This window comes from Streptomyces sp. NPDC050617, from assembly GCF_040654795.1.
GTDB lineage: Bacteria > Actinomycetota > Actinomycetes > Streptomycetales > Streptomycetaceae > Streptomyces.
On sequence record NZ_JBFAIS010000026.1, the window covers coordinates 63,400 to 86,076 of the forward strand.

A 22,677-nucleotide genomic window follows, 5' to 3' on the forward strand; every position below is an offset into this window, starting at 1 on the left:
GCGACCACCGTGTTCGATACCCTCTCCGACCGCCTTGCAGCGACGTTCAAGAGCCTCCGGGGCAAGGGCCGCCTGTCCGAGGCGGACATCGACGCCACCGCGCGTGAGATCCGCATCGCCCTGCTCGAAGCGGACGTGGCGCTGCCCGTCGTCCGCTCCTTCATCAAGCAGGTCAAGGAGCGCGCGGTCGGGGCCGAGGTCTCCCAGGCGCTGAACCCCGCGCAGCAGGTCATCAAGATCGTCAACGAGGAGCTGATCGGCATCCTCGGCGGCGAGACCCGCCGCCTGCGGTTCGCCAAGAACCCGCCCACCGTGATCATGCTCGCGGGCCTCCAGGGCGCCGGCAAGACGACCCTCGCCGGAAAGCTCGGCCACTGGCTCAAGGGCCAGGGCCACGCCCCGCTGCTCGTCGCCTGCGACCTCCAGCGCCCCAACGCCGTCAACCAGCTCTCCGTCGTCGCCGAGCGCGCCGGCGTCGCCGTCTACGCGCCGGAGCCGGGCAACGGCGTCGGCGACCCGGTCAAGGTCGCGCAGGACTCGATCGAGTTCGCCAAGTCCAAGCAGCACGACATCGTCATCGTCGACACCGCCGGCCGCCTCGGCATCGACCAGGAGCTGATGCGGCAGGCCGCGGACATCCGCGACGCGGTCAAGCCCGACGAGGTGCTGTTCGTCGTCGACGCCATGATCGGCCAGGACGCGGTCAACACCGCGGAGGCGTTCCGCGACGGCGTCGGCTTCGACGGCGTCGTCCTGTCCAAGCTGGACGGCGACGCCCGAGGCGGCGCCGCGCTCTCCATCGCGCACGTCACCGGCCGCCAGATCATGTTCGCCTCCAACGGCGAGAAGCTGGACGACTTCGACGCGTTCCACCCGGACCGCATGGCGTCCCGCATCCTCGGCATGGGCGACATGCTCTCCCTGATCGAGAAGGCCGAGCAGACCTTCAGCCAGCAAGAGGCCGAGCAGATGGCGGCCAAGCTGGCGAAGGGCCCCAAGGAATTCACGCTCGACGACTTCCTGGCCCAGATGGAACAGGTCCGCAAGATGGGCTCCATCTCCAAGCTGCTCGGCATGCTGCCCGGCATGGGGCAGATCAAGGACCAGATCAACAACCTCGACGAGAAGGACGTGGACCGCACCGCCGCGATCATCAAGTCGATGACGCCGGGCGAGCGCAAGGATCCGCACATCATCAACGGCTCCCGCCGGGCCCGTATCGCCCGCGGTTCGGGCGTGGACGTGAGCGCGGTCAAGAGCCTTGTGGAGCGCTTCTTCGATGCGCGCAAGATGATGTCGAAGATGGCGCAGGGCGGCGGGATGCCGGGGATGCCCGGCATGCCGGGCACGGGCGGCGGTCCGGGCCGGCAGAAGAAGCAGGCCAAGCAGGCCAAGGGCAAGCGCAAGAGCGGCAACCCGATGAAGCGCAAGGCCGAGGAGCAGGCGGCGGCGGCGCGGCGCGAGGCGGCGGCCCAGGGCGGCGGTCAGCCCGGTCAGCAGGGCGGCGCGTTCGGCCTTCCGGGGGCCGGTCAGGACGCGGGCTCGTTCGAACTCCCCAAGGAGTTCCGGGACATGCTCCCGCCGTCGGACAAGTGAGCGGCGTCGCACGGCGCCCATAGCGTTCCCTCCCCCCGTCCCCGCCCCGGCCTCCGGAGTGGGGGCGGGGGATTCGTTTTCCGCGGCCTCGCCGGCCGCGCCGTGTGCACCGCGACGCACTGCGCGACCCGCTGTCCACGGCCTCGCGCTACGCGGCGCGTATCGGAGCGCCGTTCGCCAGGCCCGACGGGCTCAGTCCCAGGGAGAGCGCCGCGGTGGCGCCCACGTCCGCGAGCGAGGGGGCGTCCGGAAGGAACTCCAGGCCCGTCGCCTCGGGGCGGTGGATGAGGACGGGCACGTACTCGCGGGTGTGGAAGGCGTGCCCGATGGTCGGGTCGTTGCCGTGGTCGCCGGTGACGACGAGGCGGTCGCCGGGGGCGTCGAGCAGCGCGATGAGCTCGGCCAGGCCCGCGTCGAGCTGTTCCAGGACCTCGCCGTAGCGCAGCACGTCCTGCTGGTGCCCGGCCAGGTCCGTCTCCTGGACGTTGGCGACGATCAGGCCGGGCCCCGGCGTCCGTACGGCGTCCAGGGTGTGGGCGAGCACGTCGGCCGTGGGCACCGCCGGGCGGCGCACGGCCGCGTCGCAGGCGAGGATGTCGGCGGCCTTGCCGACCAGGGTGACCGGGACGCCCGCGCGTGCCGCCAGGTCGGGCAGCTGCCGGGTGTGGTCCAGCGGCGCGCCGAGGTGCTGCACTTCGAGCCCGCCGTTGCGGTAGAAGCCGGTGGCCGGGGTGTCGAGCCCGTACGTGCCGTTCTCGCCGTCCCGTACGAAGCCGGGCAGCGGGCCGTCGGCGTGGCCGCCCACCGCGATGACGCGGGCCACGGGCGCGACGGTGCGGACCGTCCGGGCGATGGACAGGATGTGGTCGAAGGGGAAGTCGTCGAGGCTCCCGGAGGCGTTCCAGTTGATGCCGGGGTCGGCCTCCAGGTTGTCGTGGATGAGGACGCACCCGTCGACGACGAGCAGCGGCCTGCCGTTCAGCTCCGCCACCCGGTGGCCCGCCGCCTCCAGCGCGGCCCGCACCTCGTCGAGGTGTTCGCCGAGCCGGGCCACGGTGACCTTGCTGAAGTCGGCGCCCATCATCGTCTGGTGGCCCGCGTAGGTGTCCGCGCCGGGGTAGCCGAGGGCGGCCCGGCCGACGGCGACCGGCAGCCGGGTGGTGCGCGCGAGGTCCGGGTGCCCGTGGACCAGGCCGAGGCCGAGCGCGCCGAGGGACGGCAGCCGCAGCGGGCGCTCCAGCTCCTTGCGGCAGTGGTCGAGGATGTGGCCGCAGGTGTCGGCGGCGATGTCGCCGGGGCGCAGCGCGCCCGCGTCGGGCATCGCGCCGATGCCGAATCCGTCGATGACGACGATGACGGTCTTGCTCATGTCAGTGCCTTTCGGAACGCTCGGTGCCTCTCAGTAGGCGCGGCCCAGGGGGTCGTACAGGCCGGTCAGCCGCGGCGCGCCGGAGGACAGGCCGGCGACGACCGCGACGGTGCTGCGGGTGACGAAGATCTGGGTGCGGAAGGCGAGGACGGCGGTGTCGCCGACGCGTACGTCCTGACCGGGCGCGGGGGCCTCCAGCAGGCGGTAGTAGTCGATGTTCTCGGCGGGCGCCTCCTGGACCGGCAGCCGGACTCCGGTGCGGGGCAGCAGGGCGTCCTTGACCCCGGAACGCGCGTAGAAGCCGCCGCCGAACAGCGCCGGCCGCCCGTCGGCGAGGGTGTGGGCCACCTCGCTGACGTACACGTACGCGGGGATCTCCGGCTGGTGCGGGTCCACGGCGTGCAGGGGCGTGGTGCCGGTGAGGGAGTGGCCCGGCTCGCCGTGCGTGGCGCCGAGCTCGGCGAGCATCGGCAGGGTGGCCATGGAGGTGGCGCTGGGGGCGCTGAGCGCCAGGTCCGCGTGGCCGCGGGCGGCGAGGACCCGCCGGGCCTTGAGGGCCAGCTCGAAGTTGGGGGTGGGGCGGGGGCGGGAGTCGGCGGGGTCGCACAGGACGCAGGGGAACGCGGTCACGCCCGCGATCCGCACGCCCGGCAGCCGCTCCGCCTCCGCCGCGAAGGCGTCCAGCCCGTCGAGCGGAACGCCGCCTTCCTGACCGGGGTAGACGGAGCCCTCGGCGCCCTCCAGCCGGATCAGGACGTCCTGGACGAAGCCGAGCCGCTCGGCGGCTTCGGAGACGGCGCGGGCGTTGGCGAGGTCGTACACCGTGACGGTCTCGGGGCGCCAGGCGAGCATCTCCGGCAGGGCGCGGCGCGGGATCTGCGCGAGGTGGCCGAGGTTGCCGGCCTGGGCCCCGGCGGCGTGCAGCACGCGGGCCTCGGGCGGCTCGATGGCCGCGAACTTCGGGATGTGCCGGGCGATGGCGCGGATCAGCTCGGGGTTGCGGCCGATCTGCTTGACCACGAACCACAGGCTGAGGCCGACGCGCTCGGCCTCGGCGGCCAGCATCGCGGCATTGGCCTCGACGGCGTCGAGGTCGACCACGTACGTGTTGGGCGGGATCTCCCCGGACTCGTGCAACGCCGCCGCGGCGTCGGCCAGTTGGGGGTTGCGGGTGAGGACGGTGTCGAGGAACACGGTCAATCCTTGAGTTCGCGTGAGTGGTGCGCGTCGCGCGGGATGTCCCGCAGGGCACGGCGGAGGATGTCGATCACCAGGTCCGCGCCGGCCCGCATCGGGTTGATGCGCACCGTCCAGTCGGCCAGCTCCGGGGCGTCGTCGAGGGACGAGCTGGACATCCGGTAGAAGAGCGGGGCCACTTCGTAGCGGGAGTTGGAACCGACGGGGTACGGGGCCGCGCCGTACCGCGCGGCGGCCGCGGGCAGGTCGCGGGCGACGGGCCGGTCGAGGCGGACGAGCAGACAGCGGTCCTGCGCGTTGGCGATACGGACCTCCGCGACGCCCGGCACCTCGCCCGCGGCCAGCCGCTCGGCGACCTCGGCCCCGACCCTCGACTGCACGGACCACATCACGGGCACGTGGGTGAGGGCTCTGAGCGCGTCCAGCGCCTGGTGGCCCTGGACCTGGCCGCCGCCGGAGTAGTTGTCGGCCCGCACCTTCTCGACGAGGTCGCGGGCGCCCACCACGATGCCGACGCCCTCCGGGCCGTGCAGCTTGAAGAGCGAGAAGCAGGAGGCATCGGCGCCCAGCTCCACGCCGCTCTCGGGGACCCGCATGACCGCGTAGTTGTCGTCCACGATGGTGCGCACCCCGGCGGCGCGGCAGGCGGCCAGCACCGCGCCCGGGGCGTAGGAGTCGCCGAGCCGCTGCCGGGTGTGCTGGACATAGGCCCAGCGGAAGCGGCCGGAAGCCAGCGCTTCGGCCAGCGCCGCGGAGTCGTTGAAGTCGACCTCCACGGTCTCCACCCCGAGGCCGCGCAGGGTGACTTCGGTGGTGCGGTAGACGGGGGCGCGGTGGATCAGCAGCGGGTCGCCCGCGCTGACGGCCGCGCTCAGCGCGGCGCGGATCGCGCCGGTGCCGGCGCCCTGGACGAACGCGGCGTCCTCGGCCCCGAAGAAGTCGGCGAGGACCGCCTCCACCCGCGCGGTGGTGCGCGGCCGGCCGAGCCCCGGTACGACGCCCGCGTCGGCCTCGAAGAGCTGCGCCCCCTCGAAGTGCCGTGCGGTGCATTCGATCAGCCGGAACTGCCTGGCGACGGCGGTGTCCAGCGGGACCGTCGCCAGCGGGAAGGTCCGCGGCAGTGCTGCGCTCATCTCAGAGCTCCTCCGTGGTCGAGCCGGTCAGGAAGCGCACCGGGTTGCGCCGTGTCATGAGGTCGATCAGGTCGTCGTCGAGCCCGGCGGCCCGCGCCTTGGGGAGGAAGGAGCGGAACAGATGCCCGTAGCCCTGGCCGCCCTCGCTCTCCAGATAGCCGTGGCGGGAGATGTCGCAGCTGAGCAGTACGCGGTCGGCGTGCCCGGCCTCCACCAGCGCGAGCAGCAGCCGCAGCCGCGTGTCGTCGCTCTGGTAGCTCTCCTTGCCCACCGTGTCGAAGGCGACGTACGCCCCGGCCGCCGCCAGCTCGCGGTGGACGGCCGGATCGTCGAGCAGGTCCTGGTGGCCGACGCAGATCCGGTGGGCGGGCAGCCCGGCGTCCGTCAGCAGCTCCAGCTGGGCGAGCCCGCCGTGGCCGAGCTGCGCGTGGGTGGCCAGGGACAGGCCCGTGGCGATAGCGGCGCGGGCGGACGCGAGCAGGGTGCGGGTCTCGGCGGGGCTCGGGCGGTCGCCGTGGCTGCCGACCTCGCCGATCAGCCCCGGCCGTATGCCGCTCGCGCCGAAACCGTTCTCGATCTCGCGGACGAGCGTCTCGGTCAGCTCCGCCGGCCCGGCCGCGCCCACTTCGCTCGGGTGGAACGGCTCGTAGTACCAGCCGGTGGACGCGACGACCGCGACGCCGGACCGCTCGGAGATACGGGCCAGGGCGTCGGCGTCGCGGCCCATGCCCCGGCAGGTCTGCTCGATGACGAGCGACAGCGCGAACTCCGCGCGCAGCGCGGCGAGTTCCGCGGTGACCGGCCCGGCGTGCTGGGACGGGTCGAGCACGGCCGCGCGGTCGGAGTCCCGGCCGAGGTCGATGACGAGGTGTTCGTGGGTGAGGACGGGGCCTTGGATATCGGTGGGGGAGAGGGGGCCGGTGACGGTCTGGAGGTGGTTCATGGGAGCTGTGCCTTCCTGGCGAGGGGCCCTGTCGTCATCCCTTGACGGGGGTGAACAGGTTCAGCCAGTACAGGAGGTTGAGGATGATGCCGCCGACGATGACCGCGGCGGGGGCCGCCGCCATCCGGACCACGACTCGGCCCATCGCCTCGTTGAGCATGTAGAGCCCGCCGACTATGAGGATGCCGAGGCCGCCGCCCATGGCGTTGGCCGCCATCAGGGAGCCGAAGAGGATCGCGAGCCCCAGGGTCTCGGAGATCGCGCTGCGCAGGTGTTCGGAGGAGTCGCGGACCGACGGCAGCTTGCCCAGCACCCTGCCGATCCAGGAGAGGGCCAGCACCTCGCAGGCGAAGACGAGCGCGCCGACGATCACCGCGAGCCAGGGGTTCGGGAGCAGGTAGCCGATCGGGTAGACGAGGGTGAAGCCGGCGATGCCGTACGCGCCGGAGGCGAGCGCGGTGGTCGCGATCAGCGGGATGAAGCCGAAGACCCGGTAGAAGTCGACCTGGGCGGCGCCGCTGTAGTCGCCCTTGGCGATCAGGAAGCTGGTGGCCTCTCCGCCGCCGAAGATGTGCATCTGCGCCAGCAGACAGACGCCGGCGCCGAGCACCATGAACAGCGGCAGGTACTTGCGCAGCCGGGCCGCGCTCGCGCTGAACAGCGAGGCCATCGGATCGTCGGCCGCCTCGCCGGCTCCCGCGTCCTCGGGGGAGCCCGCGGCGTCCGCGGCGGCCCGGTCCGCCTTGCGCTGCCGCATGTCCTTGTCGATCGCGAAGCCGATCAGCATCAGCACGCCGACGGCCATGGCCAGGGCGCCCGCGAACATGTTGGGCCAGAGCTTCATCGTCATGACGACGAGCGCCAGCTCGACGACGCCCGCGATGCCGCCGCGCAGTTTGCCGAACTGCTTGGTGATGGCGAGGACGGGGAAGAGCGCGAAGAGGAAGAGGATCGGCGTCGACATCTGCTGCATGGCGGTGATGAAGTCGACGGGCAGGTCGTGGGCGACGTTGTTGGCGCCGTTCAGACCGAAGACGATGACCGCGCCCCAGGCGCCGCCGAGGATCGGGGCGAGCCACTTCTTCGGCGACAGGATGCCGAGGATGTCGGTGGGCAGGAAGACCAGCCAGGGGTTCAGCACACCGGTGGACAGCGCCATCGGCGCACCGAGGCCGAAGATGAAGCCCGCGGACAGCCCGAACGACACCGCTGTCATGGCGCTGCGCGTCGACCGCCCCTGGATGAAGTCCAGCATGAAGGGGCGGGCGCCGTCATTGAAGACGGCGAGCGCCATGTGCGAGATGAACGCTGTCAGCGCGCACAGGACGATGACGGTCAGCTCTTGCGGCAGCGTAAAGCTGAGGCTGTGGCTCGCGGCGGCGAGGGTCGTACTCACAGGTCACTCCTTTGTGCCCCGGTGTTCCGGCAGGGTCTTGCTCCCGGCGTCCCGGTGTCCTTGGGTCAGCCGCGGGCCGCGATGGCGCGGGCCACGATGGGGGCCACCAGGTCGATCTGGTCGATGGCGAAGCCGAAGACCTTCTTGCCCTCGGCGAGCAGGCCGTTGACGTCGTCCTCGGTGGGGACGGAGCGGCCGAAGGTGTGGCAGGCGTCCTTGCCCATGAGGCCGACGAGGACGCCGAGCGAGGCGCCGGCGCCGGTGTGGCAGGTGCCGAGGAAGTAGTCGGCCTGGCCGGCGCGGAGCTTCATCGCGGCGTCCATGTCGCTGGAGACGGTGATCTCCACGCCGTCGAGGGCGAGCTTCTTGACGGTCTCCGCGACCTCGACCTTGCCGACGCCGCCGGTGAGGATCTTCGTCATGACTGGTGCCTTCTCTCTGCTGAGGGGGGTGAGCGGTTCAGGAAGCGGTGGAGTGCTGGGCGAGCACGGCGAGGTGCATGCCGAGGAAATTGATCTCGGACTCCGGGAGCGGGGCGCCCAGCACCCGCTTGGCGCGGGCGGAGATGGCGTGGGCCCGGTCGACGGCGTCGGGGTGCCCGGCCAGCTCGGCGGCCACCTGGTCGTCGGTGAGGAACTGCTCGATCGGCTCTCCGTTCAGCAGCCGGGTGAGGGCCATCATCAGATGGCTGGTGAGCATCCCTGCGGTGTCCTCGGTGACGGTGCGGCCCTCGGAGGCGAGCGCCTGCAGCTCACTGGTCACGAAGTCGGCCACCTCGGGCCGTACTTGACCGCTCTCGCGGAAGAGCTGGATGCGGAGGGCGAGCTTGTCATCCATGGTCATCCTTTCCACAAATTCGACAGTAACCAGGATTTTGGATTTTCGTCAGTGACTTAAGTCCCGATTTGGGCATTCGGGTGGGGTGGACACGGTCAGCCGGCGATCTTGATCGGGGTGAACAGATGCGCCCAGCTCGCGAGGTTCAGCGCGATGCCGACCAGGATCACGGCGCAGGGCGCCGCCGCCAGCCGCATCACCGGCCGTCCCATAGCCTCGTTCAGCACATACAGTCCGCCGACCAGCGCCACTCCGACCCCGCCGCCCATATGCATCCCGGCCAGGATCGAGCCGAACAGCACGGCGATCTCCAGGACCTGGTTGATGGCGTTGCGGATGTGGTCGGAGGCGTCCTGCATGGACGGCACCCTCGCGAAGAGCCGGCCGAGCTGGGACAGCGCCAGCACCTCCACGCCGAAGACCACCACCCCAGCCACGCCGCCGACCAGCAGGTTCGGAGCCGCGATATACCCGGCCGCGTACACGAAGTTCATGCCGTTGGTGGCGTAGACGCCGGAGGCCAGCGAGGTCAGGCCGATCAGCGGAATGAAGCCGAAGGTGCGGTAGAAGTCGATCTGCGCCGCATCGCCCATGTCCCCCTTCTGCACGATGTAACTCGTCGCCTCACCGCCCGCGAACACCCCGGTCGCACAGAGCGCGCCCGTCAGCCCGCCGAGCAGCAGCAGCCACGGAAGATACTTGCGCAGCCGCTTCGCGTTCTCACCGAAGAGCGAGTCGGCGGCCGACGTGTCGACCGCGGGCAGCTCCTCGCCCCTCGCCGCGGCCTCCGCCCGCGCCGTACGCCGGTTGACGACGTCCCGCCGCACCGCGAAGGCGACCAGCGTCGCCATGCCCGCGGCCATCGCCAGCGCCCCCGGGAAGAGGCTCTTCCAGAAGTACGCCGTGGCCAGCATGATCAGGCCCTCGACCGCGAAGGCGATCCCGCCGCGCGCCTTGCCGAACTGATAGGCGATGGCCACGGCCGGGAAGAAGGCGAACAGGTACATCACCGGGTCGGACAGCGCCTGCATCGCGGTGAGGAAGTCCACCGGCAGCGCCTGCGCCGCGTCGGTGGCGCCCGCGAGGCCGAATATCACCAGCAGCGCCCAGGCCGCGCCCAGCACCGGGGCGAGCCACCGCCGAGGCGCGAGCAGGCCGAGGATGTCGGTCGGCAGGAAGAGCAGCCACGGGTTGAGGACCCCCGTGGAGAAGGCCATCGGCGCGCCGAGCCCGAAGATGAATCCGGAGGAGAGGCTGAAGGCGATGGTCGCGATCTCGCGCCGCTTCATCCGCCCCTGGCGGTAGTCGAGCATGAACGGCCGTACACCGTCGTGGAAGACGGCCACCGCCATGTTCACCAGCAGCGCCGACAGCGCGCAGACGACGACGGTCAGAACGATCTGCGTGGGGGAGAGGTTCAGTGAGTGGTGCCCACTGGCGGCGAGTGCCATCGCCCCCGGCCCTTGGTCTTGCATGTGGGTCTGCTTTCAGCCGTACGGATGGTCAAGCAGTGCGGATGGTCAGTAGGAGGGGATGCGCTCACCGCGCAGCACCTCGCTCTGCGATGTCGTGATGACCGACAGGTCGAGCGCCTCGCGCACGGCGGTCAGCGCCGCTGCCCCCGCCGCGCGGCCGATGATGGCTGCGCTGGAGTTGCGCAGTGACAGGTCCCGGGTGATCTCGTCGCCCAGCGGCAATATGTCCACCGAGGCGCCGAGCTGGCCGTGCGGCACCTCGTCGAGGTTCCACACGGTGGCGTCGAGCTGGTCGCTCGCGAAGAGGTCGCCCAACTGCATGTACGAGGTCTCGACCCACTCGATGTCCGTGCGGCCCGCGAAGGCGCGCTCCGTCAGCATCCGCTGGTCCTCGGAGGAGTGGTCGATCGCGACGCGCAGCCGCTGCTCCAGCGAGGTGCCGTGGCGCAGCAGCATGCCGTGCGCGCCGACGTAGGTGGCGGGGCCGAGGTCCGCGACCAGCTCCAGCGGGTGTTCCTCGATGAGCCGGTCGGCGGCGAAGCGGGAGAGGACGACGAGGTCGACCTTGTCCTCCAGCAGGGCGGCGGCGCGGGCGCTCGCACCGCGCATAAAGGTGATCGCGAAGGGCGCGCCGGCCTCTTCGAAGGCGTCCCGCAGGCCCGTGGCCAGGCCCTCGTAGCGCCGGGAGTAGGGCAGCGGCATCGCCGCGAGCAGGGTGCCGAGGCCGGCCAGCCGCCACAGTATGGTCCGGTCGGCCCGTACCAGGAAGGTGCCGAGATGCCCGCGGGCGACCGTCTCGATCGCGCCCGCCCCCTCCAGCATCTGCAGGGCAGCCTGGATGGTGCCGTTGCCGACGCCGAGCTGCGCGGCGAAGTCGCGGACGCGGGGCAGCCGGGTGTCCTGCTCGTGGTTGAGCAGCAGGGCCGCGAGCTGCCGGGCAGCCAGTCCGTTACGGGTCAGGAACCGCTCATCGATGCCGTTCACGCATACGACAGTAACCAGGATTCTGGATATTGACAAGGGGTCTCAAGACTCACTTGCCAATGCTCCGATTAGTGTGATTTCTCCAGTACGGTCGCGGCGGCAGGGTCCGGCGGCAGGGCTCTGGAAAAAGGAGAGCAGGAGTGAGCAACCCCGTACCCCCGCGAGGCAACCCCGATCAGCCCTGGCGGGCGGAGGGCACCCCGCCCACCCCGTCGCCGAAACGCAAGATGCCCGGCGGCTGGGGCCGCCTGGTCCTCACCGCCGTCGCCGTCTTCCTGATCACGGACGTCCTGCTCTCCTTCTTCGGCGGGAACGACACCAAGTCGATCTCGTACACGGAGTTCAGCAACCAGCTCAACGCCGACAACATCTCCAAGCTCTACTCCAAGGGCGAGTCGATCCAGGGCGAGCTCAAGGCGAAGAAGCCCGTCCCCGGCGGCAAGGGCGACTACACGCAGTTCGAGACCCAGCGCCCGGCCTTCGCCAACGACAAGCTCTGGGAGACCCTCGCCAAGAACAAGGTCACCGTCACCGCCGAGCCGGTCGTCAAGGAACGCAGCTTCCTCTACAACCTGCTGATCTCCCTCGCGCCCATGCTGCTGCTGGTGGTGCTCTGGATCTTCATCGCGCGCAGGATGCGCGGCGCCATGGGCGGCGGGATGGGCGGCTTCGGCCGCAAGGCCCCGCCCAAGCCCGTGGTGCCGGAGGAGGGCAAGCGCACCACCTTCGAGGACGTCGCCGGCATCGACGAGGTCGAGGCCGAGCTCACCGAGATCGTCGACTTCCTCAAGAACCCCGACGCGTACCGCAAGCTGGGCGCCCGGATGCCCGGCGGCGTCCTGCTCGCCGGGCCGCCCGGAACCGGCAAGACGCTCCTGGCCCGCGCCGTCGCGGGCGAGGCCGGCGTGCCCTTCTTCTCCGCCTCCGCCTCCGAATTCATCGAGATGATCGTCGGCGTCGGCGCCGGCCGGGTCCGCGAGCTGTTCGCCGAGGCCCGCAAGGTCGCCCCCTCGATCATCTTCATCGACGAGATCGACACCATCGGCCGGGCCCGCGGTGGCGGCGGTATGGGCGGCCACGACGAGCGCGAGCAGACGCTCAACCAGATCCTCACCGAAATGGACGGCTTCTCCGGCTCCGAGGGCGTCGTCGTCATCGCCGCCACCAACCGCGCGGACATCCTCGACAAGGCCCTCACCCGCCCCGGCCGCTTCGACCGCACGGTCACCGTCAGCCCGCCCGACCGCGACGGCCGCGAAGCGATCCTGCGCATCCACACCCGCCGCATCCCGCTCGCGGACGACGTCGACCTCGTCCAGGTCGCCCGTACGACCCCGGGCATGACCGGCGCGGACCTCGCCAACCTCGCCAACGAGGCGGCGCTCCTCGCCGTCAAACGCAAGCAGCCGGTCGTCGGCCCCACCGAGTTCTCCGACGCCCTGGAGAAGGTGCAGCTCGGCGCCGAACGGCCCCTGGTGATGCCCGAGGAGGAACGCCGCCGCACCGCCTTCCACGAGAGCGGCCACGCCCTGCTCGGCATGCTCCAGCCCGGCGCCGACCCCGTCCGCAAGATCACCATCGTGCCCCGCGGCAGGGCGCTCGGCGTCACCCTCTCCACCCCCGACGCCGACCGCTACGCCTACACCGAGGAGTACCTGCGCGGCCGGATCATCGGCGCGCTCGGCGGCATGGCGGCGGAGCGGACCGTCTTCGGCGTGATCACCACCGGCGCCGAGAACGACCTGGAGCAGGTCACCGGGATCGCCCGCGGCATGGTCGGCCGCTGGGGCATGAGCGAGCGCGTCGGCCGCCTCACCGCCATCCCGAGCGACGCCCAGCAGGCGTACGGGCTCTCCGCCGCCCCCGCCACCCTGGACGCCGTCGACAACGAGATGCGGCGCATCGTCGACGACTGCTACGAGGAGGCGTGCCGGCTGCTGACCGAGCACCGCGCGCAGCTCGACGCCCTCGCCGAGGCGCTGCTCGCCAACGAGACCCTGGAGGAGGACGAGGCGTACCGCGTCGCCGGGATCACCCGTCTCAGCAAGCCCGAGAGCTGACGAGGACCCCGACGGCCGGGCACGCCGCCGTACCGACCGGAGCGGTCAGACCAGGGCGATCAGGTAGCGGAACACATTCGGCATCCAGACCGTGCCGTCCTCCCGCAGATACGGGTGGAGCGCCTCGGTCAGCTCCTTCACCACCTGCGCCTGGTCGGTCGCCCGCGCCGCCGCGTCGAACGCGCCCGTCGAGAGCAGGCCGCGCACCGCGCAGTCCATGTCCGCGTAACCGAACGGGCACGCCACCCGGCCCGAACCGTCCGGGCGCAGCCCCGCCTTCCGGGCCAGGTTCTCCAGATCGTCCCGGCCGCTCGGCCGCCACCGGGCGGGCGCGCACATCGGGTCCGCCAGCCGCGCCGCGACCCGCAGCGCCCCGGACGTCGCGCACCGCTCCTGGGGGCCCCACCCGGCCAGTACGACCGGAGAGCCCCGCTCCGCGCAGGCCGCCGCCTCCGCGAGCGCAGTCGACATGGTTCGGGCGCTGCCGCCCGCGCAGTACAAAGGGTCGAAGGCGGTCACCACATTGAAGGCTGCCCCGCTCGGGTCGGTGACGCATCCGGGGCCGCCGTGCCCCAGGCGCGTACCGTCCGCCGGAGTGCGCTCCGGGAGCAGCCGCCGCCGGGCCAGCTCCAGCCGCCGGTCGTCGGGGTCGACCCCGCTCACCGTCGCGCCCCGCGCCGCCGCCATCAGCAGCGCCAGCCCGGAGCCGCAGCCCAGGCTCAGCAACCGGGTCGCCGAGCCTACTTCCAGCCGTTCGTAGACCGCCTCGTAGAGCGGTACCAGCATCCTTTCCTGGATCTCGGCCCAGTCACGGGCCCGCTCCTGGGGTGCGGGAAAGTCCTGGCGATGCCGCCGCACGAGCGTGGATGTCATCGAAAGCGCCCCAATCCGCCGAGAGACGTGATGTATTCAAGATTCGCCGCCCCCGTGTACGCCGTCGTGCGCGCAGTTGTGGAACACCCCCGTATGCCAGGGAACTGCGCATCAGCCGACTCGTCCAGTGGGGGATGCCCCCCTGGGAGCGATTCACGCTCCGTGGCGGGTGCCCCGTACCATTCCCGCCATGGCAAAGGCTCCCGTTCTCACCCCTCAGGCGGATGACTTCCCCCGCTGGTACCAGGACCTGATCAACAAGGCCGAGCTGGCGGACAACGGCCCGGTGCGCGGCACCATGGTCATCCGACCGTACGGGTACGGCATCTGGGAGCGCATGCAGCAGGACATGGACGCCCGGATCAAGGACGCCGGCGCCCAGAACGCGTACTTTCCGCTGCTCATCCCGCAGTCCTATCTGACGAGGGAAGCCGAGCACGTCGAGGGCTTCGCGCCGGAGCTCGCCGTCGTCACGCACGGTGGCGGCAAGGAGCTGGAGGAGCCGGTCGTCGTCCGGCCCACCTCAGAGACGATCATCAACGAGTACTTCTCGAAGTGGGTGCAGAGCTATCGCGACCTCCCGCTGCTGATCAACCAGTGGGCCAATGTCGTCCGCTGGGAGCTCCGTCCGCGTCTCTTCCTGCGGACGAGTGAATTCCTCTGGCAGGAGGGCCACACGGCCCACGCCACCTATGAGGACGCCCGCGACTTCGCGGCCCGCATCCACCGCCACGTCTACGCGGACTTCATGGAGAACGTCCTCGCCATGGACGTCGTCCTCGGGCGCAAGACGCCCAAGGAGCGCTTCGCGGGCGCCATCAACACCCTCACCCTCGAGGGGATGATGGGCGACGGCAAGGCGCTCCAGATGGGGACGAGCCACGAACTCGGCCAGAACTTCGCCAAGGCGTTCCACACCCAGTACCTCTCCAAGGACGGGCAGCAGGAGCACGTCTGGCAGACCTCCTGGGGCTTCACGACCCGCATGGTCGGCGCCCTGGTGATGATGCACGGCGACGACAACGGGATGCGCGTCCCGCCGCGCCTCGCCCCCGTCCAGGCCGTGGTCCTGGCGATCAAGGGCGACGAGGCCGTCGCCAAGGTCCGCGAGATCGGCGACCGGCTGAAGGCCGCGGGGATCCGCGTCCAGGTCGACGACCGCGTCGACACCCCCTTCGGCCGCCGCGCGGTCGACTGGGAGCTCAAGGGCGTCCCCGTACGCATCGAGGTCGGCCCGCGCGACCTGGAGAACGGCACCGCGATGCTCGCCCGCCGCATTCCGGGCGGCAAGGAGCCCGTACGCCTGGACGGCCTCGCCGACCTGCTGCCCAAGGTCCTCGAAGAGGACCAGGAGACGCTGCTGCGCCAGTCGCGGGAGCGCCGGGTGGCCCGCACCAGCGAGGTGGCGACGGTCGAGGAGGCCGCCGAGGCGGCGGCCGGCGGCGGCTGGGCGCGCATTCCGTGGGCCGACCTGGGGCCGGCGGGCGAGGCGGCCCTCGCCGAGCAGGGCGCGTCCGTGCGGTGCCTGGTGGCCGAGGACGGGTCGGTGCCGGACGCGGACGACGCCCCGGGTACCGTCGCCATCGTCGCGCGCGCCTACTGATACCCGGGTCCCACCCGGGGTTACGTCCCGGCTTGGGAACAGGTGCGCGACTTCTCCGCACATCGGCGCACCCGCCCTCGTCGGGACGCATGAGCGTGAACTGACTGGTACGTGCAAATTATTTGGGATGGCCCGGTATCGGAACACCGGGCCATCCCGGCTCGTTGTCACGACGTGAGCACGACACCGCCTGTTCTCGCCGCCGAACTGGCGCTCGCCTGGGCCGACATTCAACGGCACCATCCCGAGCTGCCGGACCTGGCCGCGCCCGAATCCCTGATCGGAGAGTCCTCGTCCGCCTGCGGCGCGGAGCTCTCCTTCGAACGGCTGCTGCATGAGGCAGTCCACGGCATCGCCGCCGCCCGCGGCGTCCGCGACACCTCACGCGCCGGCCGCTACCACAACCGCCGATTCCTGGCGATCGCCGAGGAGTTGGGCCTGGACCACTCCGAGGAGCCGCATCCCAGCAGCGGGTTCTCGCTGGTCGTGCTCAACCCGGAGGCCCGCAAGCGCTACCGCCCGACGATCGAGAGACTCCAGCGAGCGCTCAAGGCCCATACCGTCGCCACCACGGCCGACACCTCGCGTACGTTTCGGGGGCCCGCCGCCCGGCACGGCTCGTCCGGCGGCGGGGTGCGGGTGAAGGCCGTGTGCGACTGCGGCCGGAATGTCCGTGTGGTGCCATCGGTGCTGGCGCAGGCACCGATCATGTGCGGCGGGTGCGGACAGCCGTTCCGCATCCCCGAGGCGCTGGCGGTCGGCTGACCAGCCTCCGTATGGCAGAATGGTCAGCTGTACTCGACAGTCGCATAGGATCCCTCTCTCCTCCGGCTGACGCGTCCATCGGGCAGATCGGGTACCGCAACCCCACGTGGCATCTCGTTGTGCCCAACCACGTCAAGACCAGGAGACACCACTTCCGTGGCAGTCAAGATCAAGCTGAAGCGTCTGGGCAAGATCCGTTCGCCTCACTACCGCATCATCGTCGCCGACTCCCGTACCCGCCGTGACGGCCGGGCCATCGAGGAGATCGGCCTGTACCACCCGGTGCAGAACCCGTCGCGCATCGAGGTCGACTCGGAGCGCGCGCAGTACTGGCTGGGTGTCGGCGCGCAGCCGACCGAGCCCGTCATGGCCATCCTCAAGGTGACCGGCGACTGGCAGAAGTTCAAGGGCCTGCCCGCCCCGGCCCCGATGCTGGTCGCCGAGCCCAAGGCCGACAAGCGCGCCCTCTTCGAGGCCGCCGCCAAGAGCTCCGGCGACGAGCCGAAGGGTGAGGCCATCACCCCGAAGGCGAAGAAGTCGGAGAAGAAGGACGAGGCGGCCGAGGCCACCGCGTCCACCGAGTCGACCGAGGCCTGAGGATGCTCGAGGAAGCCCTCGAGCATTTGGTGAAGGGCATCGTCGACAACCCCGACGACGTACAGGTCGCCTCGCGCGTCCTGCGTCGCGGGCGCGTTCTGGAGGTCCGGGTGCACCCCGACGACCTCGGCAAGGTGATCGGCCGCAACGGCCGTACCGCGCGTGCCCTGCGCACCGTCGTAGGGGCGCTCGGTGGCCGCGGCATCCGCGTCGACCTCGTCGACGTGGACCAGGTCCACTGAGCAGCGATACAGCACCGGCATGGGCCGGGGGCGGCTTCGGCCACCCCCGGCCTTTGTCGGCAGTGACCAGGAAACGAGCAGCCGCGACGGCGCGCGGCCACGCCCGCGGAAGCGGCCGCCGCTCGGCCGCACGGAGGAGACAGGCACAGTGCAGCTGGTAGTCGGCAGGATCGGACGCGCCCACGGCATCAAGGGCGAGGTCACGGTGGAGGTGCGTACGGACGAGCCCGAACTGCGGCTCGGCCCCGGCGCCGTACTGGCCACGGACCCGGCCGCCGCCGGTCCACTGACCATCGAGACCGGACGGGTGCACAGCGGCCGGCTGCTGCTGCGCTTCGCGGGCGTCACCGACCGTACGGGCGCCGAGGCCCTGCGCAACACGCTCCTCATCGCGGAGGTCGACCCCGAGGAGGTCCCCGAGGACCCCGAGGAGTTCTACGACCACCAGCTGATGGACCTCGACGTCGTCACCGTCGACGGTGACGAGATCGGCCGCATCACCGAGATCTCCCACCTGCCCTCCCAGGACCTCTTCATCGTCGAGCGGCCCGACGGCAGCGAAGTGATGATCCCCTTCGTCGCCGAGATCGTCCCGGAGATCGACCTGGAGGCGCAGCGCGCCGTCATCGACCCGCCGCCCGGCCTGATCGACGACAGCCAGGCGGAGATCGCGAGCGCGCGGGAGGCCGGGCAGGGCGACTCCGCCGCGCGGGGCGGCCGGGACGCCGGGCAGGACGACGCCTGATGCGCCTCGACGTCATCACGATCTTCCCGGAGTACCTGGAGCCGCTGAACGTCTCGCTGGTCGGCAAGGCGCGCGTCCGCGGACAGCTGGACGTACGGGTGCACGACCTGCGCGCGTGGACGCACGACCGGCACAACACGGTCGACGACAGCCCGTACGGCGGCGGCCCAGGCATGGTCATGAAGCCCGAGCCCTGGGGCGAGGCCCTCGACGCGGTCATCGGGTCGGGCGACGGCGACGCGCGGCCCACCCTGGTCGTGCCGACCCCCAGCGGCGTGCCCTTCACCCAGCAGCTCGCGGTGGAGCTCTCCGAGCGGCCCTGGCTGGTCTTCACCCCGGCCCGCTACGAGGGCATCGACCGCCGCGTCATGGCGGAGTACGGCGAGCGGTTCGATGTGCGCGAGGTCTCCATCGGCGACTACGTGCTCGCCGGCGGCGAGGCCCCGGTCCTCGTCATGGTCGAGGCCATCGCCAGGCTGCTGCCCGGAGTCCTCGGCAACGCCGAATCGCACCGCGACGACTCCTTCGCCCCGGGTGCGATGGCCGACCTCCTGGAGGGGCCCGTCTACACCAAGCCCCCCGAGTGGCGCGGGCACGGCATCCCCGAGGTCCTGATCAGCGGCCACCACGGCAAAATCGCCCGCTGGCGGCGCGACGAGGCGTTCCGCCGCACGACCGCGAACCGGCCCGACCTGATCGAGCGCGCCGACCCGGCCGCGTTCGACAAGAAGGACCGCGAAATCCTCGCGGCACTGGGCTGGGCGGAGCTCCCCGACGGCCGATTTGGGCGGCCGGGGCAGGCCATGGAACAATAGGCCGCTGCTGTACGTCCGGCGTGCGCCCCTGCCACAGGGGGAACGACGTCCGCCCGACACAGCGCCGCTCCACCGGAGCGGCACCCTTCACACTCTCATCACGAATTTCCGCTGATGACCTGTGGCATCAGCGAGGAAAGCAGACGGTCATGAACCTTCTCGACAACGTCGACGCCGCATCGCTGCGCAGCGACATCCCGGCCTTCCGCCCCGGCGACACCGTCAACGTCCACGTGCGCGTCATCGAGGGCAGCCGCTCCCGTGTCCAGCAGTTCAAGGGCGTAGTCATCCGCCGCCAGGGCGCCGGTGTGCGCGAGACCTTCACGGTCCGCAAGGTCTCCTTCTCCGTCGGCGTCGAGCGCACCTTCCCCGTGCACACCCCGATCGTCGAGAAGATCGAGCTCGTCACCCGCGGTGACGTGCGTCGCGCGAAGCTGTACTACCTCCGTGAGCTCCGCGGCAAGGCCGCGAAGATCAAGGAGAAGCGCGACAAGTAATCTGCCGTCCGGCGCTCGGGCCAGGCCGGATAGGCTCTCGGCTCGATGAACACCGACGCACAGCTCACGGAGCGCGACCGCTCTCCCGGCCCCGAAGAGGGGCAGGAGCAGGGGTCGCGCTCCGCGCGTTTTTCCCGCCCCTCCCCGCGGGCGGCCTGGCAGTGGGTCACGGGCGGCGGGCCGCTGCGCAAGACAGCCCTGTCCCTGGCCACCTGCATCGTCCTGCTGCTGGTCGTCAGCGGCTTCGTGGTGCAGCCCTTTCTGATCCCCAGCGGCTCCATGGAGAACACCCTCCACGTGGGCGACCGGGTGCTCGTCAATAAACTCGCGTACCGCTTCGGGGACGAACCGCGCCGCGGTGACGTTGTGGTCTTCGACGGCACCGACTCCTTCCTTCAGGACGCGCCGTCCGAGAACGCGGTGGCCGGCCTGGTGCGCCGGGTGGGCTCGGCGGTCGGGCTGATGGAGCCGGCCGGTACCGATTACATCAAGCGCGTGGTGGGTATCGGCGGGGACCATGTCACCTGCTGCGACAAGCGGGGGAGGCTGATGGTGAACGGCCGGCCGGTCACCGAGGACTACCTGTATCCGGGGAACGTGCCGTCGCGAGTGTCCTTCGACGTCGTGGTGCCGGATGGGAAGCTGTGGGTCATGGGCGACCACCGCGACGACTCCCGTGACTCGCGCGACCACCTCGGGGAGCCCGGCGGCGGCACCGTGCCCGTGGACCGGGTGATCGGACGGGCGGACTGGATTGGCTGGCCCTTCGGCCGGATCACGTCGCTGAAGCGGCCGGGCGGCTTCGCGGACGTACCGGAGCCCGGCGGCGCGCATGGGTAGCCGGGGGCGGCAGCGGGAGCACGCGGAGCACGAGGGCGAGATACCCCGCTCGGCGACGCCCGGCGGCCGGGCGGAGCGGCGGAAGACGGCGCGGCGCGTCAAGCGGCGGCGACGCCGGTCCGCGGTCAAGGAAGTGCCGATCCTGATCGGTGTGGCGCTGCTGATCGCCGTGGTGCTGAAGACCTTTCTCGTCCAGGCGTTCGTGATCCCGACCGGCTCGATGGAGCAGACGATCCGGATCGGCGACCGGGTGCTGGTGGACAAGCTGACGCCCTGGTTCGGGTCCAAGCCGCACCGCGGCGACGTGGTGGTCTTCAAGGACCCCGGGGACTGGCTCCGCGACGAGCCGAAGCCGAAGCCCGACCCGGTGGTCGTCAAACAGGTCAAGGAGGGGCTGGCGGCGATAGGGCTGCTGCCGTCCGCGGACGAGCAGGATCTGATCAAGCGCGTCATCGGCGTCGGCGGCGATACGGTCAAGTGCTGCGACAAGAACGGCAAAATCACCGTCAACGGAACCCCGCTCGACGAGCCGTATCTGCACCCCGGCAACCCGCCCTCGAAGATCGAGTTCTCCGTCACGGTGCCCGCCGGCCGGTACTTCATGATGGGCGACCACCGCTCCGACTCGGGGGACTCGCGCTACCACTTGCAGGACGCTCACCAGGGCACTATCGCCCAGGACAGGGTCGTGGGGCGGGCCGTGGTCATCGCGTGGCCGTTCTCGCACTGGCGTGGGCTCACGGAATCGGACACGTTCGCATCGGTGAAAGACGCGCGGGGCGAGGCAACGCAGGCGAGAGGTTCGCCGAATAGTCTGTCCCCCACGGATCGGCAAGGAATGATCCAGCTCCCGACCCCTGCGGAACTCCCGCTCGTTATGGGAGCTGTGGGCCTACGTCGGTCGTGGGTCTGGCGGCAGCGCGGAGTGAGGAGTGGATGTGGGGGATTTGGCGGTCGGCGCACGATCCGGTCACGAAGAGCCCGAAAAGCGGCCCGATGGGACTGAGGGGGCTCCAGAGACCGGTGTGCCGGAAGCGGCCGGGCCCCCGGAGCCACCGGAGGACTCCTCGCAACGGGAAAGCCGCGGCGTGAAGCAGAAGAAGCAGCGTTCCTTCTGGAAGGAACTGCCGATCCTGATCGGCATCGCGCTGGTGCTCGCCCTGCTGATCAAGACCTTCCTGGTGCAGGCGTTCTCGATCCCGTCGGCCTCCATGCAGAACACGCTGCTGGAGGGCGACCGGGTGCTGGTGGACAAGCTGACGCCGTGGTTCGGCTCGGAGCCCGACCGCGGCGAGGTGGTCGTCTTCCACGACCCCGGACACTGGCTCGACGACGAGCCCACCCCGAAGACCAACGCGATCCAGGACGCCCTCAGCTTCATCGGGCTGATGCCCTCGTCCCAGGAGAAAGACCTGATCAAGCGGGTCATCGCGGTGGGCGGGGACACCATCGAGTGCCAGAACACCGGGCCCGTCAAGGTCAACGGCAAGGCGCTCGACGAGCCGTACATCTTCCCCGGCAACACCCCTTGCGGCGACAAGCCGTTCGGTCCGATCAAGATCCCCAAGGGGAAGATCTGGGTCATGGGCGACCACCGCCAGAACTCCCTGGACTCGCGCTACCACCAGGACCTGCCCGGCGGCGGCACGGTCCCGGTCAGCAAGGTCGTCGGGCGCGCCATCGTCGTGGCCTGGCCGATCAACCGCTGGACCACGCTGCCCGTCCCCGACACCTTCGACCAGCCGGGGCTGAGCGCGGCGGGTGCCGTCGCGCCGCCGGTCGTGGGGCTCGCGGGCGCGGTGCCGCTGGTGCTGTGGCGCCGGCGCCGGCTGATCAACAAGGCCGCGCGACTGGGCTGACCCTGGTCCGTACCGCCGGGTAGTGTGCGATTCCGTGTCGCAGGGCACATGGAATCCGACTTCTACGCGGGGCGGGAGCACAGGGATGAGCGGAGCTGTACGAACGGACGACGGCCGCGGCCGCGCGGGCAGGACACTGTCCGGGCTGGCCGTGGCCGTCGGCTGTGTGCTCTTCCTGGGCGGGTTCGCCTGGGGCGCCGTGCTCTACCAGCCCTACACCGTGCCCACCGACTCGATGGCGCCCACCATCGGGCGGGGCGACCGGGTGCTCGCGGAGCGAATAGACGGCGGGGCGGTGCGCCGCGGCGACGTGGTCGTCTTCGAGGACCAGGTGTGGGGCAAGGTCCCGATGGTCAAGCGGGTCGTGGCGGTCGGCGGTGACAAGGTCGCCTGCTGCGACCGCGAAGGCCGGATGACGGTCAACGGCAAACCCGTCGAGGAGCCGTATCTGGCCGACAAGGGGCCGGCCTCGCCGACCGCCTTCTCCTCCACGGTCCCCAAGGGACAGCTTTTCCTGCTGGGCGACCACCGCGTGACCTCGCTCGACTCGCGCGTCCACCTGACCGACAGCGACCACGGGTCCGTACCGCGCGGAGCGGTGAAGGCGCGGGTGGACGCCACGGCCTGGCCGGTGAAGAGCCTCGGCATGATGACGCGGCCGGCGGCCTTCGAGGAGATGCCGGGCGGAACCTCGCAGCCGGGACCGCTGCGGCTGGTGGTGATCTCGGTGGCCGCGGGCGCGGTGTTGATCTTGGGCGGGGCGGCGTACGGGCCGATTGCGCGCCGGATGGGCCGACGGGGCCGCGGCGGGGCGGCTGCTGTGGAAGGGGGCGGAGCTCGTGTCTGAGCGG

At 71.0% G+C, this 22,677-nt stretch carries 23 protein-coding genes; 13 read left to right on the plus strand and 10 right to left on the minus strand.

Features of this window, described 5'->3' with window-relative positions; all coding sequences use genetic code 11:
* The first annotated feature begins 9 nt into the window (after nt 1-9).
* A complete protein-coding gene (ffh, locus tag AB0I49_RS28900; protein WP_363230051.1) occupies nt 10-1,596 on the plus strand; it encodes a signal recognition particle protein in 1,587 nt (528 codons plus the stop codon).
* Nucleotides 1,597-1,744: 148 nt separating this feature from the next.
* Here ffh and AB0I49_RS28905 read toward each other — a convergent pair whose 3' ends face one another.
* The 9 genes from AB0I49_RS28905 to yhfZ form a co-directional block, all read right to left on the minus strand.
* The gene (locus tag AB0I49_RS28905) at nt 1,745-2,965 is read right to left on the minus strand and encodes a phosphopentomutase (protein ID WP_363230052.1); all 1,221 of its coding nucleotides are present in this window, start codon (nt 2,963-2,965) and stop codon (nt 1,745-1,747) included.
* Between the two features lie 30 nt (nt 2,966-2,995).
* Entirely contained in the window at nt 2,996-4,159 is a 1,164-nt protein-coding gene (locus AB0I49_RS28910; RefSeq protein WP_363230053.1) for an alanine racemase, read from the minus strand.
* Between the two features lie 2 nt (nt 4,160-4,161).
* Nucleotides 4,162-5,295 (minus strand): aminotransferase class V-fold PLP-dependent enzyme, encoded by a 1,134-nt coding sequence (locus AB0I49_RS28915; RefSeq protein WP_363230054.1) that lies wholly within the window; start codon nt 5,293-5,295, stop codon nt 4,162-4,164.
* A 1-nt stretch (nt 5,296) separates the two neighbouring features.
* A complete protein-coding gene (locus AB0I49_RS28920) occupies nt 5,297-6,238 on the minus strand; it encodes a phosphotriesterase (protein WP_363230056.1) in 942 nt (313 codons plus the stop codon).
* A 34-nt stretch (nt 6,239-6,272) separates the two neighbouring features.
* Nucleotides 6,273-7,634: a YhfT family protein gene (locus AB0I49_RS28925; protein WP_363230057.1), complete on the minus strand. Its 1,362-nt coding sequence runs from the start codon at nt 7,632-7,634 to the stop codon at nt 6,273-6,275.
* Nucleotides 7,635-7,699: 65 nt separating this feature from the next.
* Nucleotides 7,700-8,056 carry a DUF2620 domain-containing protein gene (locus tag AB0I49_RS28930; protein WP_363134114.1) on the minus strand — a complete coding sequence of 119 codons (357 nt, stop codon included), beginning with the start codon at nt 8,054-8,056 and terminating at the stop codon, nt 7,700-7,702.
* A gap of 37 nt (nt 8,057-8,093) precedes the next feature.
* A complete protein-coding gene (locus AB0I49_RS28935; RefSeq protein ID WP_363230058.1) occupies nt 8,094-8,471 on the minus strand; it encodes a PRD domain-containing protein in 378 nt (125 codons plus the stop codon).
* Nucleotides 8,472-8,566: 95 nt separating this feature from the next.
* A complete protein-coding gene (locus AB0I49_RS28940; protein WP_363230059.1) occupies nt 8,567-9,946 on the minus strand; it encodes a YhfT family protein in 1,380 nt (459 codons plus the stop codon).
* Between the two features lie 45 nt (nt 9,947-9,991).
* Complete coding sequence (gene yhfZ, locus AB0I49_RS28945; protein ID WP_363230060.1) at nt 9,992-10,930, minus strand: GntR family transcriptional regulator YhfZ; 939 nt, start codon at nt 10,928-10,930, stop codon at nt 9,992-9,994.
* 140 nt (nt 10,931-11,070) lie between these two features.
* Here yhfZ and ftsH point away from each other — a divergent pair, with 140 nt between their 5' ends.
* Nucleotides 11,071-12,990 carry an ATP-dependent zinc metalloprotease FtsH gene (ftsH, locus tag AB0I49_RS28950; protein ID WP_363230061.1) on the plus strand — a complete coding sequence of 640 codons (1,920 nt, stop codon included), beginning with the start codon at nt 11,071-11,073 and terminating at the stop codon, nt 12,988-12,990.
* Nucleotides 12,991-13,035: 45 nt separating this feature from the next.
* Here the strand turns inward: ftsH and AB0I49_RS28955 are convergent, their stop codons facing one another.
* Nucleotides 13,036-13,863: a methyltransferase domain-containing protein gene (locus tag AB0I49_RS28955; protein WP_363230062.1), complete on the minus strand. Its 828-nt coding sequence runs from the start codon at nt 13,861-13,863 to the stop codon at nt 13,036-13,038.
* Nucleotides 13,864-14,053: 190 nt separating this feature from the next.
* On the opposite strand from AB0I49_RS28955, the gene proS reads away from it, so the two are divergent.
* From proS to lepB (AB0I49_RS29010), 11 genes are all read left to right on the plus strand, one after another.
* The gene (proS, locus tag AB0I49_RS28960) at nt 14,054-15,466 is read left to right on the plus strand and encodes a proline--tRNA ligase (RefSeq protein WP_363230063.1); all 1,413 of its coding nucleotides are present in this window, start codon (nt 14,054-14,056) and stop codon (nt 15,464-15,466) included.
* 174 nt (nt 15,467-15,640) lie between these two features.
* Nucleotides 15,641-16,231 (plus strand): hypothetical protein, encoded by a 591-nt coding sequence (locus tag AB0I49_RS28965; RefSeq protein ID WP_030884967.1) that lies wholly within the window; start codon nt 15,641-15,643, stop codon nt 16,229-16,231.
* A 156-nt stretch (nt 16,232-16,387) separates the two neighbouring features.
* Nucleotides 16,388-16,828 carry a 30S ribosomal protein S16 gene (gene rpsP, locus AB0I49_RS28970; protein WP_363230064.1) on the plus strand — a complete coding sequence of 147 codons (441 nt, stop codon included), beginning with the start codon at nt 16,388-16,390 and terminating at the stop codon, nt 16,826-16,828.
* Between the two features lie 2 nt (nt 16,829-16,830).
* Complete coding sequence (locus AB0I49_RS28975; RefSeq protein WP_030884973.1) at nt 16,831-17,070, plus strand: RNA-binding protein; 240 nt, start codon at nt 16,831-16,833, stop codon at nt 17,068-17,070.
* 148 nt (nt 17,071-17,218) lie between these two features.
* Nucleotides 17,219-17,815: a ribosome maturation factor RimM gene (gene rimM / locus AB0I49_RS28980; RefSeq protein WP_363230065.1), complete on the plus strand. Its 597-nt coding sequence runs from the start codon at nt 17,219-17,221 to the stop codon at nt 17,813-17,815.
* Complete coding sequence (gene trmD, locus AB0I49_RS28985) at nt 17,815-18,630, plus strand: tRNA (guanosine(37)-N1)-methyltransferase TrmD (RefSeq protein ID WP_363230066.1); 816 nt, start codon at nt 17,815-17,817, stop codon at nt 18,628-18,630. Before rimM ends, trmD begins: the two co-directional genes overlap by 1 nt.
* Before the next feature lie 149 nt (nt 18,631-18,779).
* On the plus strand, nt 18,780-19,127 hold the full coding sequence (rplS, locus tag AB0I49_RS28990) for a 50S ribosomal protein L19 (RefSeq protein WP_030884981.1): 348 nt from the start codon (nt 18,780-18,782) through the stop codon (nt 19,125-19,127).
* A gap of 45 nt (nt 19,128-19,172) precedes the next feature.
* Nucleotides 19,173-19,967 (plus strand): signal peptidase I, encoded by a 795-nt coding sequence (gene lepB / locus AB0I49_RS28995; RefSeq protein WP_363230067.1) that lies wholly within the window; start codon nt 19,173-19,175, stop codon nt 19,965-19,967.
* Nucleotides 19,960-20,973 (plus strand): signal peptidase I, encoded by a 1,014-nt coding sequence (gene lepB / locus AB0I49_RS29000; protein WP_363230068.1) that lies wholly within the window; start codon nt 19,960-19,962, stop codon nt 20,971-20,973. Before lepB (AB0I49_RS28995) ends, lepB (AB0I49_RS29000) begins: the two co-directional genes overlap by 8 nt.
* Nucleotides 20,915-21,826, plus strand: a complete 912-nt coding sequence (gene lepB / locus AB0I49_RS29005) for a signal peptidase I (protein ID WP_363230104.1) — start codon at nt 20,915-20,917, stop codon at nt 21,824-21,826. The genes lepB (AB0I49_RS29000) and lepB (AB0I49_RS29005) overlap by 59 nt, the downstream gene beginning before the upstream one ends.
* Before the next feature lie 85 nt (nt 21,827-21,911).
* The gene (lepB, locus tag AB0I49_RS29010) at nt 21,912-22,673 is read left to right on the plus strand and encodes a signal peptidase I (protein WP_363230069.1); all 762 of its coding nucleotides are present in this window, start codon (nt 21,912-21,914) and stop codon (nt 22,671-22,673) included.
* Nucleotides 22,674-22,677 lie beyond the last annotated feature (4 nt).

What these genes read in the sequence shown, in the direction of transcription:
- AB0I49_RS28905 (WP_363230052.1), bottom strand. Translation starts at nt 2,965, where the DNA reads ATGAGCAAGACCGTCATCGTCGTCATCGACGGATTCGGCATCGGCGCG.
- AB0I49_RS28915 (WP_363230054.1), bottom strand. Translation starts at nt 5,295, where the DNA reads ATGAGCGCAGCACTGCCGCGGACCTTCCCGCTGGCGACGGTCCCGCTG.
- AB0I49_RS28920 (WP_363230056.1), bottom strand. Translation starts at nt 6,238, where the DNA reads ATGAACCACCTCCAGACCGTCACCGGCCCCCTCTCCCCCACCGATATC.
- AB0I49_RS28930 (WP_363134114.1), bottom strand. Translation starts at nt 8,056, where the DNA reads ATGACGAAGATCCTCACCGGCGGCGTCGGCAAGGTCGAGGTCGCGGAG.
- AB0I49_RS28935 (WP_363230058.1), bottom strand. Translation starts at nt 8,471, where the DNA reads ATGGATGACAAGCTCGCCCTCCGCATCCAGCTCTTCCGCGAGAGCGGT.
- AB0I49_RS28940 (WP_363230059.1), bottom strand. Translation starts at nt 9,946, where the DNA reads ATGCAAGACCAAGGGCCGGGGGCGATGGCACTCGCCGCCAGTGGGCAC.
- AB0I49_RS28955 (WP_363230062.1), bottom strand. Translation starts at nt 13,863, where the DNA reads ATGACATCCACGCTCGTGCGGCGGCATCGCCAGGACTTTCCCGCACCC.
- proS (WP_363230063.1), top strand. Translation starts at nt 14,054, where the DNA reads ATGGCAAAGGCTCCCGTTCTCACCCCTCAGGCGGATGACTTCCCCCGC.
- AB0I49_RS28975 (WP_030884973.1), top strand. Translation starts at nt 16,831, where the DNA reads ATGCTCGAGGAAGCCCTCGAGCATTTGGTGAAGGGCATCGTCGACAAC.
- trmD (WP_363230066.1), top strand. Translation starts at nt 17,815, where the DNA reads ATGCGCCTCGACGTCATCACGATCTTCCCGGAGTACCTGGAGCCGCTG.
- rplS (WP_030884981.1), top strand. Translation starts at nt 18,780, where the DNA reads ATGAACCTTCTCGACAACGTCGACGCCGCATCGCTGCGCAGCGACATC.
- lepB (WP_363230067.1), top strand. Translation starts at nt 19,173, where the DNA reads ATGAACACCGACGCACAGCTCACGGAGCGCGACCGCTCTCCCGGCCCC.
- lepB (WP_363230068.1), top strand. Translation starts at nt 19,960, where the DNA reads ATGGGTAGCCGGGGGCGGCAGCGGGAGCACGCGGAGCACGAGGGCGAG.
- lepB (WP_363230069.1), top strand. Translation starts at nt 21,912, where the DNA reads ATGAGCGGAGCTGTACGAACGGACGACGGCCGCGGCCGCGCGGGCAGG.